Source organism: Ruegeria sp. S84, assembly GCF_056583445.1.
In genome coordinates, this window is record NZ_JBWPVF010000001.1 from 270,140 (window position 1) to 288,581 (window position 18,442).

Genomic DNA, 18,442 nt, shown 5'->3' on the forward strand with positions numbered 1-18,442 from the left:
GCCTCAATCGGAGAGCTTTCATGACCGCCCCAAAGCCCGTTGTCCTTTGTATCCTTGATGGTTGGGGCCTATCCGACGACACCAAGGCCAATGCGCCTTATCTGGCAAATACGCCAACCTTTGATGCTCTCATGGCTGAAGGTCCTCATGCGCAACTGATAACGCACGGGCCGGATGTGGGTCTACCTAGTGGTCAGATGGGTAATTCCGAGGTTGGTCACACCAATATCGGGGCTGGGCGCGTGGTTGCGATGGATCTGGGGCAGATTGACCTAGCCATAGAAGACGGTTCTTTCTTTCACAATGAGGCGCTGCAGAGCTTCATCGCTAAGGTGAAAGCTGCAGGCGGGACAGCGCATCTGATGGGGCCGGTATCGGATGGGGGCGTGCACGGGCACCTGGATCACATCGTAGCTGCCGCCAAAGCGGCTACCGATGCGGGTGTGCCTGTGGCGCTACATGCGATCACCGACGGGCGCGATGTGGCCCCGAAATCGGCCTTTACCTACATCGCCGAACTCGAAGACCGGTTGCCCGATGGCGCAAAGGTCGTCACCGTCTGTGGGCGCTACTTTGCCATGGACCGCGATAATCGCTGGGAACGCGTTTCCGAGGCCTATGACGCAATAGTCAAAGGTCAGGGGCGCACCGTGGCCTCGGCCCAGGAGGCCGTCGACCATGCCTACGCCCAATCCGAAACCGACGAGTTTATCGCGCCCACGGTTCTTGCTGGTTATTCCGGTATTAAGGACGGTGACGGGTTCTTTTGCCTGAACTTCCGCGCCGACCGTGCCCGAGAAATCCTGCGGGCAATTGGGGAGCCCGGTTTTGCCGAGTTCGACTCCGGTCCGCGCCCGCAGTTGTCGGCGTTACTGGGCATGGTTGAGTATTCCGATGGCCATAACGATTATATGACGACCGTATTTCCCAAGCGGGATATCGTGAACACGCTGGGCGAATGGGTTGCTAAGCAAGGCCTGCGCCAGTTCCGGCTGGCCGAGACCGAGAAGTACCCTCATGTCACTTTCTTCCTGAACGGTGGCAAAGAGCAGCCTGAGGGTGGCGAGGATCGCTTCATGCCCAAATCGCCCAAAGTGGCGACATATGATTTGCAGCCCGAGATGTCCTCGGCCGAAGTGACAGAAAAGTTCGTCGAGGCGATCCACGGCGGATATGATCTGATCGTCACCAACTACGCCAATCCCGATATGGTTGGCCATACCGGTGATCTGAAAGCTGCGATCAAGGCCTGTGAGGCTGTTGATCAAGGTCTGGGGCAGGTGGTTGCAGCGCTGAAGCAGGTCGGGGGTGCGATGATCGTGACCGCAGATCATGGTAACTGCGAAATGATGGTCGATCCGGAGACGGGCGGTCCACATACGGCCCATACGCTGAACCCCGTGCCTGTTGTTCTGGTCGGCGGCCCCGAAGGTTCAAGCCTGCGCGATGGGCGCTTGGCCGATCTTGCTCCAACTTTGTTGCAGCTTATGGAATTGCCGAAACCCGTTGAAATGACAGGGGAAAGCTTGCTGACATGAGATTGCGCCCGATCGTTGCTGCAGCACTGATTTGGGCCACCCCTGTCGTCGCCCAAACCAGCCCGTCAAAGGCGGCACTAGAAGCGGCCGAGATGCTGGAGCAAGCCTCGATCGCGTTGACTGAGGCCGAATCTGCCCGCGACCGGGTCAAAGCTCTGACCGAAACCATAAAAGCCTACGAGGCTGGTCTGAGCGCCATGCGCGACGGCCTGCGCCGCGCGGCCTTGCGCGAGGCGCAATTGACTGCAGAATTGCAGGTACAAGAGCAGGAGGTGGCGCAGCTGTTAGGTGTTCTGCAGACGATCGAAACCACCGCGCCTCCAGTACTTATGCTGCACCCGTCCGGCCCACTTGGGGCCGCGCGCACTGGTATGATGTTGTCCGAAGTCACGCCTGGGTTGAACGCGCAGGCTCAGGCGCTTGCAAACGAATTGCAAGAGGTACAGACACTGCGACAGCTTCAACAAAACGCTGCCAATACGCTGACCGAAGGGTTGGAGGGTGTTCAGGATGCCCGCACGCAGCTTAGTGAGGCGATAGCGGACCGGACCGATCTGCCGCGCCGTTTCGTAGAAGATCCTGTGCGTACAGCGATCCTGATATCCTCGACCGAAACGCTGGATGGGTTTGCCAGTGGGTTATCCGAGATCACCGATGGTGAGATTGAAGATACAAATGCAGATGTCTCGGGCCGGAAAGGTCAAATCGCCTTGCCCGCACAAGGGGTCATGCTGCACCGGGCGGGCGAAACGGACGCAGCGGGGGTAACGCGCCCCGGGCTGGTGCTGGGCACGCGACCCCGCGCATTGGTCACCGCGCCAACGGCTGCCACGATCCGTTACCGCGGGCCCTTGCTGGATCTCGGGAATCTTGTGATCCTTGAACCCCAGCCCGGATTGCTATTCGTGTTCTCAGGTCTGCAAGAGGTATATGGTCTGACCGGGGAAGTGATACCCGAGGGTACTCCGGTAGGTTTGATGCCGGGTGAAACTCCGGAAATCGGCGCTATTATGTCAACAAGCGGTGATGGCACTGGAACTGACTGGTCAGAAACGCTCTATATAGAAGTAAGACAGGATAACAGCCCAGTGGACCCGGAATCATGGTTCCGGACGGACAAGGATGGATAAACGAGTATGAAGAAATTTGTGATGGCCGGACTGGCCGGCACCGTGGCAGGGATAGTCGCAACAACACAGATCGCAGGCCCTTTGCTTGCGCAAGAGGCCGAGAACAAGGCAAGCGTTTACGAACAACTTGATCTGTTCGGTGACATTTTCGAACGTATTCGCGCCCAGTATGTCGAAGAGGTAGAAACCGACGAGCTGATCGAGGCTGCGATTGACGGGATGCTGACCTCGCTAGACCCACATTCCAGCTACCTGTCGCCTGATGATGCCGAGCAGATGCGCGTGCAGACACGTGGCGAGTTTGGCGGGCTCGGTATCGAAGTTACGCAGGAAGAAGGCTTTGTCAAAGTTGTATCGCCCATCGATGACACCCCAGCGGATGCTGCTGGTATCGAAGCGGGCGATTTCATCACTCATGTGGATGGCGAGAGCATTTTGGGGCTGACGCTGGATAAAGCCGTGGACCTGATGCGCGGCCCGGTGGGATCGGAAATCGTGATCACAGTCGTGCGTGAAGGCGAGCAGGAGCCATTCGACGTAACGATCGTTCGCGACACGATCAAGCTGACCGCAGTTCGTGCACGTACCGAAGGTACAAGTGTCGTGTTGCGTGTCACGACCTTCAATGACCAAACCTATCCGAACCTCAAGGAAGGACTGGAAGAACAGATCAAAGAGGCCGGAGGCATCGAAAACGTCAATGGCATCGTTCTGGACTTGCGTAACAATCCCGGCGGGCTGTTGACACAGGCCATCAAGGTCTCTGACGCGTTCCTGGATGAGGGCGAAATCGTCTCGACCCGGGGTCGCAATCTCGAAGATGGTGAGCGATTCAACGCAACACCCGGCGATCTGACCGGAGGCAAGCCAATCGTTGTGCTGATCAACGGTGGTTCGGCCTCGGCGTCGGAAATTGTCGCGGGCGCCTTGCAGGATCACAATCGCGCCATCGTGGTTGGCACTAAGAGCTTCGGCAAGGGATCGGTGCAGACGGTCATGCCGCTTCGGGGTGACGGGGCTATGCGTCTGACAACCTCTCGCTACTACACGCCCTCGGGTCGTTCGATTCAGGCGCTTGGCGTCAGCCCGGACATCATCGTCGAACAACCACGCAACAACCCGGTTGACGAGGAAGAAGAAGATACAAACACCCGCACCCGGTCCGAGGCCGATCTGCGCGGCAGCCTGAATAATGACAGCCTCAGCGAGGACGAGATTCGCCAGATCGAAGAGGATCGCGCCAAAGCCGAAGCCACCGCAGAGCTGCGCGAAGAGGATTATCAACTGGCATATGCCATCGATATCCTCAAAGGCCTGTCCGCGTTCAATCCGACCGGGCCGTCACAATAAAGGGGAGGGGGCCGCCATCAGCGGCCCTATTCTCGCACCCTGAAGCGTTACCCTTCGACCTTGTGCAGTTTTTTCTCATCCAGCATCAGCGCCAGGACGATTCCAGCAGCGACTGAGATCGTGGCGAATACAAAAGCCATATTCATTCCGGTATCAAAGGCCGCCGCAATGGCGGCCTGAACCTTTTCAGTTTCACCTGAATTCAACTTTTCAAGCACTGCTTTTGCCGAGTCTGTGTTCAGCGTTCCACCATTGATCGCTTTCTGATCAGCCTCGGACATGTTGATGCCTGACGCGGTCAATCGGGTTTTCAGGCTGGACAGGCTTGTCACATACATGACCGCCGTCGCACAGGCGACCGCGATTGCCCCATAGACAAGATGGGTCATGAAACTCAGGCCGCCAACCAGTCCGGCGCGTTCCGGCTTGACCGCGCATACAGCGGCTGTTCCCGAAGGCCCGACCGTCAGCGTTGCGCCCAAACCAATCAGCGCCATTCCGGGCAGAATCTGAAAATATCCGGTCCCGGAAGGCATGATAACAACGCTTGCCGCCCCGACTGTGGCGCAAATATATCCCCAAAACAGCAGTCGCTTGGGCCCAAAATCGTTATACAGCGTACCCGAGACGATTGATCCGACCGCTAGCAACACCGTCAGCGGTGCCAAACCCAGCGCCGATTGGAACACAGACCATCCCAAGACTTTTTGCATATACTGCGGAAAATAAAGCAGCCCGACAAAAGCTGCCGAGACGTTGAACATATTCAGACCTAAGGTAATCAAAAACTCTCGGTTCTGCATCAACTGAGGCATTAGCAAGGGTTCCTTGACCCTCTTTTCGACTTTCGGAAACAGGAAGAACAAAACGGCGCTGACAAAAAACAGCAGCAAAAGCGGCAGCGAAGTCCAGCCCCAATCGGCACCAACATCCAAACCGTAAAGCAAGAGCAAAACTGCAAAAGACAGGATGCCCATCCCGGCAAAGTCGATGTGTTCACCTTTCTTATGCTCGGTCTCACGCTCCATCAGCAGGATCGCAGTCGTCATCGAAATGCTGGAAAACACCACATTGGCGAGGAAAAACAACCGCCAATCACCCAGATTGACCACCGCGCCGCTAATCATCGGTCCAAAGACATTACCCGTGGTGACACCCGCCAGTATAAGCCCCATCACCAATGCGCGGTGTTCTTCTTTCGACACTTTGGTGGCTCCAAATGCAAGCGTGCAGGGCCACACGCATCCCGCCCCGATCCCCTGCAAGGCGCGTGCGCCGATCAGGTAGTCCAAACCGGGTGAGACAAAGCATAAAACCGACGCAAACAGAAAGATCGAAAGACCGATGATCATCATCTTGCGATGACCATACATGTCACCCAGGCGACCTCCGGCCACCATCGTCATTGCAAAGAACAAAGCGTAAATATTCAGAACCCACTGGGTGCTGGTGATGTCGGCGTCAAAGCTGTTTTCGATTGCCGGGACCAGCATCAGGGCACCGGTAAAATCGATCCCGATCCCGAAACCCGTCACCATCAGCGCGATGACCTTTATGATGCTGTTGCGATCCATAGGCCAATCCAATGATGCACGTATGGACCTGAAAAGATAGGGACAATCCTATCAGTACTGTGGTCAGGTTTCGCTTTGAGATGCCTGAGAGCGGCGGAACGCGCGCTTTAACATGTCCAGCTCGGCCCGCAACAAAGCGACTTCGGCCCTCAGATCATCTGCGGCGGGTGAACCGGCGATGATGGTGAAATCCCCCAGCTTATGGCCTGTTGTTCCATCGTGAATCACGACAGTATGGACACCTTCCGACAGGGCGGCGGGCGGCACAGGGATGCGCAAGGCCCAGCCATCTGTTGCTGGTTCCAACTCAACATCAGTCAAAGGCTCACCAAGAAACAGCACCTTGATCTGAGGGGGGCTTTCGCTGGTCAAATGGCCTTCCCACAGGCCGTTTTCGAAGCGGATTGGTGTCAGGGTGGTATGAGACATTGAGTACCCTTTACAGATCGGCCCGGTGGTAACGGCAGAATGTCAGGTCACGAAACACCACACGGTTCATCGCGGGTTGATCAAGGATCAGATCCAGCCAGAGTTTTTCAATTCGACGCTCATTCACGTTCAGATGGGCCAGATCAAAATCTACAGTCGCCGCAGGTGTTGAAAGATCAAGTTCGCGCAGAACCTGCTCGGTATTAGGGCCATGCTGAATGTTCAGGCGGGCGAAGACAACGGTAGAACGCTCGCACTCAACCAGAGTGTCGACCCGCATCAGATGCTGGCGGGACAGATTTATGGCGGCATCCGTGGGCAGATCAACGGAGAGCGACAGGAAAGATCCCTGAAAATCAAATACCTCAACGGCCAGACTGAAAGGCGCCAAATCCTTGTCTCGCCGATTTCGGATTTGCTGCAGCCCGATCTCGACCTGGCTGCAATCGTGAAACAGGATGACCTGCCCATCCATCCGCGCCTTGCGCGGGGCCGAGGCTATACCTTTGCGGATCAGTGGCGTCCGCCACAGGTCCGGTCGCCACGACCAATCCGTTCCCAGGGGTTTTGGAAACTGCGTCGCCCCAATTAAGGGTTGGATCAGTCGAGCATCAGCTTTTTGAATTGCTTGTTCAAGTTTGCCGCGCAACCGCCGGGCGTCATCACGTTGGCGGCGAAGCTCAGGCAGTGCGAGGTGGTCAGACTGCTGCGCGGCACGCTGCCAGCGCCCCAGAGCCTTTAGTTGAATATATCGATCCAGTAATCTGCCCATCGCCCCATCTTTCAAGACAGCCCCTCTTTAGTCAAAGTCGGGGCAGGGGACAAACCAGTCTTACTTGATTAGCGGATAAATCTTCCCGAATCCTAAATGTGAACTCCTATCCAGCTGGTTTCTGCGTCGCAAAGAGCCGCCATTCTTGCAATAGCTCGGGCCGAGGCTTACCGTCGTCGCTCGGGCAATCGGCATTTGTCCCGGATCATACAGGCTCATCATGAGGCAGGGGAATGGAACCCACCCTATTTTCATTCATTTGGAAGCATTCGAAAAAGCAGCAATTGGTCCTGCTGTTGCTGACCGTTCTGTCATTTCCGTTCCTTTACGCTTCGTTGGAGCTTCCTAAGCAGATCATCAACGACGCGATTGGTGCGCCCGCAGACACCGTGACAGTACTCGGCATCACCGTGACCCAGGTGCAGTACCTGCTGATTCTGTGCTTTGCCTTTTTGGCAACTGTCATCGCCAGTGGCGTGATGAAAATGCGCATCAATACCATGAAAGGCATTCTCGCTGAACGGATGTTGCGTCGCCTGCGCTTTACCTTGATCAGCCGCTCGATGCGCTTTCCCAAATCCTATTTCGCCACCACCAGCCAAGGTGAACTGGTATCGATGATCACGTCCGAGGCCGAACCCATGGGCGGGTTGATGGGAGATGCCATCGCGCAGCCCGTTTTTCAGTTCGGCCAGATGATGACGATCGTCACGTTTCTTTTCATGCAAAGCGTGTGGTTTGGTCTGGCCAGTATTGCATTGATCCCTTTGCAGGCCTGGCTGATTCCCAAATTGCAACGTCAGATCAACCTTTTGAACAAGGATCGCATTCAGGAGGTCCGGCGGCTGAGCTCTGAGATTGGCGAAAGTGCTGCTGGTATCAGCGATCTGCGCACCAATGGCGGCTGGCGCTATCGTCTGGCGCAATTCAGCCATCGGCTAGGAACCTTGTTCGAGATCCGTTTTAAGATCTACAACAAGAAGTTCTTCATGAAGTTCCTCAACAATCTGATCACTCAGATGACACCCTTCCTGTTCTATTCAGTAGGCGGCTATCTGGCGATCACGGGCGAGGTGACAGTGGGCGCATTGGTCGCCGCGTTGGGTGCATATAAAGACCTCAGCGGCCCTTGGAAGGATCTTCTGACCTACTACAACCAAGTACAGGACATGTCACTGCGCTGGGAAATTGTGACCGAACGGTTTGCCCCATCGAATATGATACCCGAACAGTTGTTTGAGGGCGTCCCCGAGGCAATCCCGCACCTAACCGGCGATATCGAACTGCGCAACGTGACCGTTCGTGATGATGACGGAAAGACCATCCTTGAGGATATTGATCTTACCATTCCCCAAGGCGCCCGGGTTGCGATTCAGTCGAAACACGCTTCGGAACGCAGTGCGCTTGCGCAGTTGCTGACGCGCGAAGTGCTCCCGGTTCAAGGCGAGGTTCTGATGGCTGGCCACAACCTCAACAGCCTGCATCAGGCGGTGATTGCGGCGCGGATCGGCTATGCCTATTCACGCCCTTACCTGTTCGACGGAACATTGGGTGATAACCTGCTAATGCCGCTGCGCACGCATCCTCAACACGAAAGTGGTGCATTGCAGGCCCCCTCACGCCGCCAGATCGAAGCCGTGCGCGCCGGGAACCCACCCGATTCACTGTCCGATGAATGGATAGATCCAAGCCTCGCGGGTCTTGATGACATCGAGGATATTCGCGATTGGTGGTTCCAGCTTGTCGAAGCGATGGGCATTGATGAATTTATGTTCCGGCGCACTTTGCGCTCTCAGTTCGACCCGGAAGTACACCCGGTGCTGGCGAAAGAAATAGTCGATCTGCGAGATACCGTTGCCACACGCCTGCAAGAGCGCGGTTTGGACAAGTATGTCTATCGGTTCGATCCTGACCAGTTCAATCCCGCCGTGCCCTTGGGCGGGAACCTGCTGTTCGCTTCACCGACGCATGATATCGCACCGGACATTCTGGCGGGGGACCACCGCTTTCTGTCGTTGCTTACGGGCAATGGCCTGGATGATGACGCGCTCAGCATCGCTCAGGCCGTTCTGGAAACCCTAAACCAGACTTTCGGGCGAGATGGGGCCGATCACCCGTTGTTCTTGCGGCTTGGCATGTCAAAAGACATGTACCACCGTCTGCTCGATATCGAAGAGCGCCGCAAAACCAAGGGCGAAGAAGCCATCGGCGATCAGGAACGTGCGCTGCTGTTGACCGTTCCATTCATGCTGACCGCTGAACAAATCGGCCCAAGTTTCCCTGAGGAGTACAAGGACAAAATCCTTTCCATTCGTCACAGTCAGGCCGAACGGCTGCGGGGCGCTATGGGTGCGATGTTCGTGCCGGTGTCACCGGACGTCTACGTTCCCCGCCTGACAGCAATGGAAAACGCTCTGTATGGTCGGGTATCCATCATGGCTGGTGCTCATGCAGAAGAGATCGAAGATCTGGTCGCGGAGGTTCTGAACGAGGCCGGGCTGCGCCGAAGGGCCGCCGCGATCATCTACGACCTGCCGTCCGGGTTAGGTGGGAACAACCTTCCGACAGTGTTTCAGGAGCGTGCTGCCTTTTCTCGTGCCGGGATCAAACGCCCCGATATCCTGATACTCGACAAGGCACTGGCCAGCCACGACTCTGAAAGCCGCCTGCGGACCCGTCTGAAGCTGCGCGAGTTATTACCCGACTCGATTATGATCTTTATGGAGGATCATTTTGCCCATCCGGAAGCCTATGATTTGTTTGTTGAAATAAAGGACGGTCGCATCGATGGTGTCTCACGCGTGTCCACCGATGCTGAAGACACCGGGACGGACGACCTGAGCCGGAAACTCAAGATCATTTCTTCGACCGAGTTGTTTTCACGAGTCGATGGGCGTAACCAGCGTCTTCTGGCGTTTTCGGCCCAATGGTACGAGGTCGCGGCAGGTCAAACCATTTTCGCACGTGGCCAGGCTCCCGATGCGGCGTATTTGTGTATTTCAGGTTCGGCAAGCCTGAATTGGCTGAATGAACACGGTGAAATGCGTTCGCTCTCGATAGTAGAACCCGGGCGCCTTATCGGCGATCTTGCGATTATCACCAATGAGCCGCGACAATTGGATTTGGTGGCCCTCACGGATTGCTCGTTCCTGCGGATCGGCGCGGAGGAATTGCGTGCTGTGATTGAAAGTGACGCGGGCGTTGCGATGAGGCTGCTTGAAACCGTGGCCGGATACCTGTCCACGGTGTCCGAGCGGTTGCGTGACCCCAACACTCCAATTGGGGATGACCTGCCTTCGGTAAGTGCTGAGCAATCCGATGAGCACTAATGAAAGGCGGGGGGCCTATTCAAGTCATCAGCAATTGCTAGGTGCCGCCCGCAGATATCCCGAGATATGGCGCTTGTTGGCTGGTCTTGCGCTGGTCTCAGTGGTTGTGGTCACGCTCAATGCAATCTTGTTCGCAATCGTTGCCAGTCTTGGCTCATCAGGATCGGCGGTCACATTCTTGAATGGATCGTCGCCAACAGCGCTCCTTATTGTGCTCTCCAGCTTTATTTTTGTCACTATTGGCGTGGCGTTGGGGGCACGACTATTTCAGCACCGGTCACTTGCCTCGGTCCTGGGCGAACAATCCATCGCAATCTGGCAGTTTTGGCGCGTTGTTCGCGCATTGCTTCTGCTGGGTGCAGTCATATTCATACTCCCCCTATGACCTTGGTGCACCATTGGTGGCGAATCTCGCGTTAACCAAATGGCTTTTGCTGCTTCCCTTATCCGCTGTTGCGGTGCTGATTCAGACCAGCGCCGAGGAAATCCTGTTCCGAGGCTATATGCAACAGGGCCTCGCCGCGCGGTTTCGGTCTCCGCTGATCTGGATGGGTCTGCCATCAATCTTGTTCGCAGCTGGCCACTACAGCCCCGCGACGGTCGGAGACAATGCGGTCTTGATTGCCATCTGGGCGCTGACATTTGGGCTTTTGACCGCCGATCTGACCGCGCGAGCGGGTACGCTGGGCCCCGCCATTGCGCTGCATTTTTTCAATAACATCGCGGCTCTGCTTGTCATTTCGCTTCCCGACAACCTTGGTGGCCTGGCCTTGTTCCATCTTCCTTATGAGGCATCGGACGCCGAAGCGTTGCGACCTTGGTTGCTAGTCGACTTTGCGCTGATGATCGTGGGGTGGCTCACCGCAAGATTGGTCCTCAGGCGCTGATTGCATTTCCCGGCATTGCGTCTTATTTGACGTCAACGCCGCATTATCAAGGTTCCGACATGAACTGGATCACAAACTACGTCCGCCCCCGGATCAATTCGATCTTCTCGCGCCGCGAAGTGCCCGAAAACCTTTGGCACAAGTGTGATGAGTGTGGAACCATGCTGTTCCACCGCGAATTGGCGGAAAACCAGAATGTCTGCACCCAGTGCGACCATCACATGGCAATCACGCCGCGCGATCGGTTCCAACATCTGTTTGATGGCGGTATTTTTTCCGAGGTTGATGTCCCGGCACCGAAAGACGATCCCCTGCAGTTTCGGGATCAGAAAAAATACCCTGACCGTATGAAGGCGGCCCAGAAAAAGACCGGCGAGAAAGAAGCGATGCTGGTCGCCGTTGGCGAAATCGGCCGTACCCCGATCGTGGCAGCCGCGCAGGATTTTTCGTTCATGGGCGGATCGATGGGCATGTATGTAGGCAATGCCATCATTGCTGCAGCACAGGAGGCTGTTAGGCTACAGCGGCCCCTGATCCTGTTTTCGGCAGCCGGCGGCGCGCGGATGCAGGAAGGCATTCTGAGCCTGATGCAAATGCCGCGTACGACGGTCGCAGTGGAGATGCTCAAAGAAGCAAACCTGCCCTATATTGTTGTCCTGACCCACCCGACTACAGGCGGCGTTACAGCCTCGTACGCGATGCTGGGTGACGTTCATATTTCGGAACCCAATGCCCTGATCTGTTTCGCCGGACCACGTGTGATCGAACAGACCATTCGTGAGAAACTGCCCGAAGGATTCCAGCGCGCTGAATATCTGCTGGATCACGGGATGCTCGACCGAGTGACCAAACGCACTGAGATGCGGGATGAGCTGATCACCATCACCCGAATGCTGATGAAGCAGCCCCCTGCGGTCAAAGGCGACCTTCCTGCGCCCGAGCCGGAAGAAGCCCCAACCGAGGCACCCACCGAGGACGCGGTCGAATAATGACCTCCCCATCTTCGGATGCCATCCTAGACCGGATGATGGCGCTGCACCCCAAGATCATCGACCTGACCTTGGACAGGGTATGGCGTTTGCTGGCGGCACTAGACAATCCTCAGGTTAAGCTGCCTCCGGTCATTCATATCGCTGGAACCAATGGCAAGGGCTCGACCCAGGCCATGATCCGGGCGGGGCTTGAAGGGGCAGGGCATGCGGTCCATGCCTATACCTCACCTCATCTGGCCCGGTTTCACGAGCGAATCCGACTGGCAGGTGAGCTGATTTCCGAGCCCGACCTTACCGCCGTGCTGGATGAGTGTTACGCCGCAAATGGCGGTGAGAACATCACCTATTTTGAAATCACCACCTGCGCCGCGCTGCTGGCATTTTCCCGCACCAAAGCTGACTATACGCTGCTCGAAGTCGGGCTGGGCGGGCGGCTGGACGCCACCAACGTGATCGAACGGCCCGAGTTGACGGTCATCACCCCCGTCTCGATCGACCATGAGCAGTTCCTGGGCGACACTTTGGGCAAGATCGCCGCTGAAAAAGCCGGAATCATCAAGCCGGGCGTTCCCTGCATCGTCGGCCCGCAGCAAGATGAGGCGCTGGAAGTCATCGAATATACCGCAGCCCGTCTGGGCGCTCCGCTAATGGTCCACGGGCAGCACTGGCATGTTCATACTGAGAACGGTCGCCTTATTTATCAGGACGAAACCGGTTTGCGCGATCTGCCTATGCCAAACCTACTGGGTGCTCATCAGATCGAAAATGCAGGCGCAGCGTTGGCTGCGTTGCGCCACCTGCAAATGGGCGATGATGCCTACGAGGCCGCTGTGGCCAAGGCCGAATGGCCCGCGCGTATGCAGCGGCTAAAAATTGGTCCTCTGGTTGAGCAGGCCCCTCAAGCTGAGTTGTGGTTGGATGGTGGTCACAACGCGGCTGCAGGCACTGCTTTGGCCGAGGTTTTAGCGTCACTACCAGAACGTCCCACGCATTTGATTTGTGGTATGCTGAATACCAAAGATGTCACCGGTTATCTCGCGCCATTGGCCCAAAGGGCAGACAGCCTGACGGCCGTATCGATCCCGGGTGAGCAGAATACGCTGAGCGCGGACGAAACCGCCGCCGCTGCTGCTAAGGTGAATCTGGCCGCCACGACAGCAGACAGCGTCACAGACGCGCTCGCCGCAATCACCGCTCAAACCCCTGATGCACGCATTCTGATCTGCGGGTCGCTTTATCTTGCGGGAAACATCCTTAGAGAAAACGCCTGATCCTCCGCCTGATGAAAAAGATTCTGCGCCAGGGCAGCAGCCCCTATCTGCCCCAATCCTTGTCTTGCATCTCCCGCAGGCGCGAGGCCGTACGCTCAAACTCAAAAGTTCCTTCCCCTTCGACATAGAGCATCTCAGGCTCTGCGGCGGCGGAACAAATCAGCCGAACTTTCGCCTCATAAAGCGCATCGATCAGGGTGACGAAGCGCTTGGCCTCATTGAAATTATTGCGTGACAAACGCGGGATGTCTTCAAGAACCATTACCTTCAGCGCTTCTGCGATGGCCAGGTAGTCTCCCGGACCCAACATTCGTCCGCAGAGGTCATAAAACGAGGCCCGTGCAACGCCGTTGCGAAAGGCGGGCAGGACAACTTCGCGACCCTTCACCTGAAGGGCCAGCTCTTCTGCCGGTCCACCCGACAGATCATTCCAAACCCCACGAATCTTCTCCCGCGCTTCGGGCCCAATGGGGGTGAAGTAAACCGGCGAGCCTTCAAGTCGGTTCTGCCGGTAATCCGTGGGTGAAACCAACTCCCACACTTCCAGTTGCTCTTTGATGTGCTGTATGAAAGGCAGAAAAAGCTGCCGGTTCAACCCATCCTTATATAGATCATCCGGATGTCTGTTCGAAGTCGTAACGATAACGACACCACCCTTGTAGAGCAGATCAAACAACCGCCCCACGATCATCGCGTCGGTGATATCGATGATCTGCATCTCATCAAAGGCCAGCACCCGCGCCGATTTGATGACTGCATCGGCCACAGGGACCAGCGCGTCCTCAACGCCGTCTTCACGCGCCTTGTGCAGACCGGAATGGATTTCCTGCATGAACGCATGAAAATGCACCCGTCGAACTGGGATTTCACCCAATGTCTCGACAAACATGTCCATCAACATCGACTTGCCGCGCCCAACACCTCCCCAAAGATACAAACCCTTGGGTGGCGGCGGCGCTTTGCGGAAAAATCCACGCTTAACCGGTTCGGCCAAGGCTGCCCGAATGCGCTCAAACCGGGGCAGCACAGCCTCTTGCGCGTCGTCCCGGGTCAGTGTCCCATCAGCAATAAGATCTTCATAGTGTGAAATTAGATCCGTCATGAGTTGAGCCATACCGATCGCTTCGTGTGTTGAAAAGAAACCTTTTTTCCAGACACATCAATTTTGCTGAACTGGCGTCACAAAACTCCTGAATTGACGCGCCGAGTTGTACCGCTAACGTCTGCTGGAACCAATCTTCGGAGCCTTAATGTCGCAATCCACCCGTTTGCTGAACCCGATCCTGATCGTCGGCTGCATCGTAATTACAGTCAGTTTTGCCGTACGCGCCTCTTTTGGTGTGTTCCAGATACCGATTGCGGATGAGTTCGGCTGGCTACGCAGCGATTTTTCGATGGCGATCGCCATACAAAACCTGGCTTGGGGGATCGGCCAGCCGATCTTTGGCGCCATTGCGGAAAAGATAGGTGATCGGCGCGCCATCGTTCTGGGCGCTCTGACCTATACGGCGGGAATGGTCCTGACGGCATGGTCCGTTACCCCGTTTGAACATCAGATGTATGCCTGGCTCGTGGGTTTCGGGATCGCTGGGACGGGGTTTGGCGTGGTCCTTGCGGTCGTAGGTCGTGCCTCATCGGATGCGAACCGCTCGATGTCATTGGCGATTGTCACCGCAGCGGGCAGTTTCGGGCAAGTCATTGGCGCACCCACAGCAGAGTGGTTGCTGACTTTCTTACCCTGGCAGCAAGTGTTTCTGATCTTTGCGGTGGCTATCCTTGCATTGATTCTGACATTGCCATTCATGCGCGCGCCTCAGCCCATCAGCAGGACGGAGCTAGAGGAGAGTATGGGGCAGATCCTGTCCAAGGCATTCCGCGACCCGTCTTATTCGCTGATTGCGATCGGCTTTTTCAGTTGTGGCTATCAACTGGGCTTTGTCACAGCCCATTTCCCCGCCTTCGTCACCGAGATGTGCGGCCCGATCCAACCCGGTGGCGTCTTACATTCGATGGGGATCACCACAACTTCAGCCTTGGGGGCGATTGCGATTTCGTTGATTGGGTTGGCCAATATCGGCGGAACCCTTTTGGCCGGATGGGCTGGAAATCACTTTCCGAAGAAGTACCTGCTCGCGGCGGTTTACACCGGCCGAACGCTTGCCGCAGGTGCCTTCATCGTGTTCCCAATCACGCCCTTGTCCGTGATCGCATTCTCGCTTGTGATGGGGTCGCTCTGGTTGGCGACCGTACCGCTAACATCTGGCCTTGTCGCACATCTCTATGGCCTGCGGTACATGGGCACGCTCTACGGGATCGTTTTCCTCAGCCATCAGATCGGCAGTTTTCTGGGCATCTGGTTAGGCGGGCGCATGTACGACCAATTCGGTGATTACACCATGGTTTGGTGGATCGGCGTCGCTATCGGAGCGTTCAGCGCCATCATTCACCTGCCCATCCGCGAAAATCGCTCACCAACCGGCGTGACAGGCCTGAGCTATGCGGCCTCTTCAGCGGTCAGCAGCCCCTCAGAAACCAATCGATCCGCCCAACCCTGCGGATCGATGAAGTGATGCGTTTGCCATCCGCGCGCCCTTGCTGTTTCGATATTCTCGATCCTGTCATCTGCAAACAAAAGCGCCGAGGGAGGGATGCCGCAATCGGCCTCAACCATTTCGTAAATTGGCATATGAGGTTTGACCGTCTTCATCCGACCCGAGACGTATTGACGATCAAACTCATTCAGAAACGGATAAACGGTAGTGGCATAGTCAAAATTCTGAACCCCAAAATTCGTCAGGGCAAAGACCGGGATCTTCTTGGTCCGCAACGCGCGCAGCAGTCGCGCTGAATGTGGGATCTCGGGCGCGGCCAGTTCGATCCAGTTGTCATGCCACATTCGGATTTCATCGCGCCATTCCGGGTACTTGTCCGCCCAATTGTAAATCGTATCCGTGAAATGATGGCCCTGATCTACCAGATCATTCATCCCATGCAGATCGACCTCGTCAAACATGGCGCGACGACGATCCTCGCCGATTACCCGATCATAATAGCGCTCGGGCTGCCACTCGATCAGCACATTTCCGATGTCAAAGATGACGGCTTCAATGGCCATGACTTAATCCCATACCAGTTCAATCACAACGACTGAACCAAGCGCAGGTCAGAGATGCAAGCGCCAACCGCAGCGCGGCACGCGCTGCCCAGCCCAACGGGAGGATACGCATCTTTGATGCGTCTCTGACCGGCGGGAGCACTACCTGCGTAGGGCAGCGCGTATCTCGCGCTCAAGCGCATCTAGAAAACGCGACCGGTCGGCTTTGCCAAATGGTTTTCCCCCGCCACCTGTCCCCAGCGGGTTTGCCGCGCGAAGGTCCGCCATCAGATCGCGCATTGCCAATTGCTGACCGATATTGGCCGCAGTGAAAGCCTCGCCACTGGGCCGAAGCACGCGTGCTTCGGCTTCAATACACTTGGCGGCCAGCGGTATATCAGAGGTAACGACAATATCGCCGGTGCCGCAGCGTTCGGCAATCCACTTATCCGCCTCATCTGCTCCCGAGGCGACGATCACTACCTGCACCAACGGGTTGGTAGAGGGGCGTAGCCCTCCGTTTGAGACCAGAACCATCGGCACCTTGTGCCGGGTTGCCACCCGTTCAGCTTCGGCCTTGACCGGACAGGCATCCCCGTCGATGTAAAGCGTCGTCACGCCTCTTTGACCTTTGGGGCTGACTTCGCCGTTGGCGTCGATTTGCGCACCTTGAATTCGTCCGGAATGGGCATCCGGTTAAAGGCATCCAGCCCCGCGATTTTGTAAGCTTCGGCAAGGGTCGGATAGTTGAACGTGTTCTGCACGAAGTAATCCACCGTACCTTTCAGGTTCAGCACCGCCTGCGCAATATGGATCAGCTCGGTTGCCCCTTCGCCAACGATTTGCACACCTAGAACCCGCCGGGTCTTGAGCGAAAATAGCATTTTCAGCATGCCATGCTCCAACCCCATGATGTGCCCGCGCGAGGTTTCGCGGAAACGGGCCACGCCCACTTCGTAGGGAATACCACGCTCCTGCAGTTCTTCCTCGGACATCCCGCAGGTTGAGATTTCGGGCACCGAGTAGATCCCATACGGATACCAGGGGCTTTCCGGCAGGGTTGGAGTCTCCAGCGCATGACAGGCCGCGACCCGTCCCTGTTGCAACGAAGTTGAGGCCAACGACGGATGCCCGATGACGTCTCCGGTGGCATAGATATGCGGCACCGAGGTCTGATAGGTCTTGCGGTCCACACTGATACGATTGCGATGATCCGTTTCAATGCCAACCGCGTCCAAGTTCAGCGCCGAGGTCGCCCCCATCCGCCCGGCTGCAAACAGAAGCATCTCGGCCCGGACGTGTCGCCCATTGTCCAGCGTGATCTCAACATGGCTACCGGCGTCTTCTATTTTCTCGACGGCTGCCCCCAACCGCAGATCGACGCCATTTTCACGGATCTGATGTGTGAAATCGTGGATCAGTGTCTTGTCGATGAAATCCAGAAACGTCTCGCGCGGTTCGATCAACGTCACCCGGACATCAAGCGCCGAGAACATGGTTGCATATTCAACGCCGATCACGCCCGCACCGATCACGCAGAGCGAACGCGGGATTTCCTCCATCTCAAGGAAATCATCCCCATCGACGACAGTTTTGCCATTGAAAGGCACGTAATCTGGCCGGTAGGTCTTGGTGCCGGTGGCGATCAGGAATTTGGCTGCTGTCAGACGCGTGGATTCGCCTGCATCCGTGGCCACCTCGATCTCGTGTGGCCCCGTGAACGTCGCCAACCCGTTCAGCGTTTCAACATGGTTGCGGTTGAACTGATGCTCCAGCACATCGACCTCATGATCGAGTGTCATGTGCAGCCGTGCTTTAAGATCCTCTGCACTGATCTGATCCTTGACCCGGTAGGAGCGCCCATAAAAACTGCGCTCGCGCCAGCCTGACAGGTTCAGCACCGTCTCTCGCAAGGTTTTCGATGGGATCGTGCCGGTATGAACAGAGACACCACCAAAACGGTCTTTGCGGTCAATCACCAGCACCCGGCGTTGCAATTTGCCTGCCTGAATCGCCGCTGCCCGGCCTGAAGGGCCCGAGCCGATGATGATCAGGTCATAGTCATATTTGCTCATG

16 protein-coding genes are annotated in these 18,442 nt (G+C 56.5%); 9 read left to right on the forward strand and 7 right to left on the reverse strand.

Annotated features, from left to right (window positions below; all coding sequences use genetic code 11):
- The first annotated feature begins 20 nt into the window (after positions 1 to 20).
- Genes gpmI through AC1DFB_RS19955 form a run of 3 tightly spaced genes read left to right on the forward strand, consistent with a single transcriptional unit; the run spans position 21 to position 4,018 of the window.
- Positions 21 to 1,538 (forward strand): 2,3-bisphosphoglycerate-independent phosphoglycerate mutase, encoded by a 1,518-nt coding sequence (gene gpmI, locus AC1DFB_RS19945; protein WP_480922651.1) that lies wholly within the window; start codon positions 21 to 23, stop codon positions 1,536 to 1,538.
- Positions 1,535 to 2,668, forward strand: a complete 1,134-nt coding sequence (locus AC1DFB_RS19950) for a peptidase M23 (RefSeq protein WP_170561994.1) — start codon at positions 1,535 to 1,537, stop codon at positions 2,666 to 2,668. The genes gpmI and AC1DFB_RS19950 overlap by 4 nt, the downstream gene beginning before the upstream one ends.
- Positions 2,669 to 2,674: 6 nt before the next feature.
- The gene (locus AC1DFB_RS19955) at positions 2,675 to 4,018 is read left to right on the forward strand and encodes a S41 family peptidase (RefSeq protein ID WP_480867758.1); all 1,344 of its coding nucleotides are present in this window, start codon (positions 2,675 to 2,677) and stop codon (positions 4,016 to 4,018) included.
- Positions 4,019 to 4,065: 47 nt separating this feature from the next.
- Here the strand turns inward: AC1DFB_RS19955 and AC1DFB_RS19960 are convergent, their stop codons facing one another.
- The 3 genes from AC1DFB_RS19960 to AC1DFB_RS19970 form a co-directional block, all read right to left on the reverse strand.
- The gene (locus tag AC1DFB_RS19960; protein WP_170422711.1) at positions 4,066 to 5,592 is read right to left on the reverse strand and encodes an MFS transporter; all 1,527 of its coding nucleotides are present in this window, start codon (positions 5,590 to 5,592) and stop codon (positions 4,066 to 4,068) included.
- 63 nt (positions 5,593 to 5,655) lie between these two features.
- Positions 5,656 to 6,021 carry a hypothetical protein gene (locus tag AC1DFB_RS19965; RefSeq protein WP_170407248.1) on the reverse strand — a complete coding sequence of 122 codons (366 nt, stop codon included), beginning with the start codon at positions 6,019 to 6,021 and terminating at the stop codon, positions 5,656 to 5,658.
- Between the two features lie 10 nt (positions 6,022 to 6,031).
- The gene (locus AC1DFB_RS19970; RefSeq protein ID WP_170407250.1) at positions 6,032 to 6,793 is read right to left on the reverse strand and encodes a DUF6478 family protein; all 762 of its coding nucleotides are present in this window, start codon (positions 6,791 to 6,793) and stop codon (positions 6,032 to 6,034) included.
- Between the two features lie 233 nt (positions 6,794 to 7,026).
- Between AC1DFB_RS19970 and AC1DFB_RS19975 the strand changes: the two genes are divergently transcribed.
- From AC1DFB_RS19975 to AC1DFB_RS19995, 5 genes are read left to right on the forward strand one after another with little or no spacing between them, the layout of a single operon-like run.
- Positions 7,027 to 10,122, forward strand: a complete 3,096-nt coding sequence (locus AC1DFB_RS19975; protein WP_170407253.1) for an ABC transporter transmembrane domain-containing protein — start codon at positions 7,027 to 7,029, stop codon at positions 10,120 to 10,122.
- Entirely contained in the window at positions 10,112 to 10,507 is a 396-nt protein-coding gene (locus AC1DFB_RS19980; protein ID WP_480922652.1) for a hypothetical protein, read from the forward strand. The genes AC1DFB_RS19975 and AC1DFB_RS19980 overlap by 11 nt, the downstream gene beginning before the upstream one ends.
- Positions 10,508 to 10,523: 16 nt before the next feature.
- Positions 10,524 to 11,009, forward strand: coding sequence for a CPBP family intramembrane glutamic endopeptidase (locus AC1DFB_RS19985; protein ID WP_480922653.1), 486 nt, complete (start codon positions 10,524 to 10,526; stop codon positions 11,007 to 11,009).
- Between the two features lie 59 nt (positions 11,010 to 11,068).
- Positions 11,069 to 11,998, forward strand: coding sequence for an acetyl-CoA carboxylase, carboxyltransferase subunit beta (gene accD, locus AC1DFB_RS19990; RefSeq protein WP_480922654.1), 930 nt, complete (start codon positions 11,069 to 11,071; stop codon positions 11,996 to 11,998).
- The gene (locus AC1DFB_RS19995; RefSeq protein ID WP_170635810.1) at positions 11,998 to 13,272 is read left to right on the forward strand and encodes a bifunctional folylpolyglutamate synthase/dihydrofolate synthase; all 1,275 of its coding nucleotides are present in this window, start codon (positions 11,998 to 12,000) and stop codon (positions 13,270 to 13,272) included. The genes accD and AC1DFB_RS19995 overlap by 1 nt, the downstream gene beginning before the upstream one ends.
- 43 nt (positions 13,273 to 13,315) lie before the next feature.
- Here the strand turns inward: AC1DFB_RS19995 and zapE are convergent, their stop codons facing one another.
- Positions 13,316 to 14,374: a cell division protein ZapE gene (zapE, locus tag AC1DFB_RS20000; RefSeq protein WP_480922655.1), complete on the reverse strand. Its 1,059-nt coding sequence runs from the start codon at positions 14,372 to 14,374 to the stop codon at positions 13,316 to 13,318.
- A gap of 148 nt (positions 14,375 to 14,522) precedes the next feature.
- Here zapE and AC1DFB_RS20005 point away from each other — a divergent pair, with 148 nt between their 5' ends.
- A complete protein-coding gene (locus AC1DFB_RS20005) occupies positions 14,523 to 15,842 on the forward strand; it encodes an MFS transporter (RefSeq protein WP_480922656.1) in 1,320 nt (439 codons plus the stop codon).
- On the opposite strand, the gene AC1DFB_RS20010 is transcribed toward AC1DFB_RS20005, so the two are convergent.
- The 3 genes from AC1DFB_RS20010 to sthA all read right to left on the reverse strand — a co-directional run bounded on the left by AC1DFB_RS20010 (position 15,767) and on the right by sthA (position 18,441).
- Complete coding sequence (locus AC1DFB_RS20010) at positions 15,767 to 16,387, reverse strand: HAD family hydrolase (RefSeq protein ID WP_170625675.1); 621 nt, start codon at positions 16,385 to 16,387, stop codon at positions 15,767 to 15,769. The genes AC1DFB_RS20005 and AC1DFB_RS20010 overlap by 76 nt on opposite strands.
- A 141-nt stretch (positions 16,388 to 16,528) precedes the next feature.
- Complete coding sequence (locus AC1DFB_RS20015) at positions 16,529 to 16,984, reverse strand: YaiI/YqxD family protein (RefSeq protein WP_170407274.1); 456 nt, start codon at positions 16,982 to 16,984, stop codon at positions 16,529 to 16,531.
- Positions 16,981 to 18,441: a Si-specific NAD(P)(+) transhydrogenase gene (sthA, locus tag AC1DFB_RS20020; RefSeq protein WP_480762911.1), complete on the reverse strand. Its 1,461-nt coding sequence runs from the start codon at positions 18,439 to 18,441 to the stop codon at positions 16,981 to 16,983. Before sthA ends, AC1DFB_RS20015 begins: the two co-directional genes overlap by 4 nt.
- Between the last annotated feature and the right edge of the window lies 1 nt (position 18,442).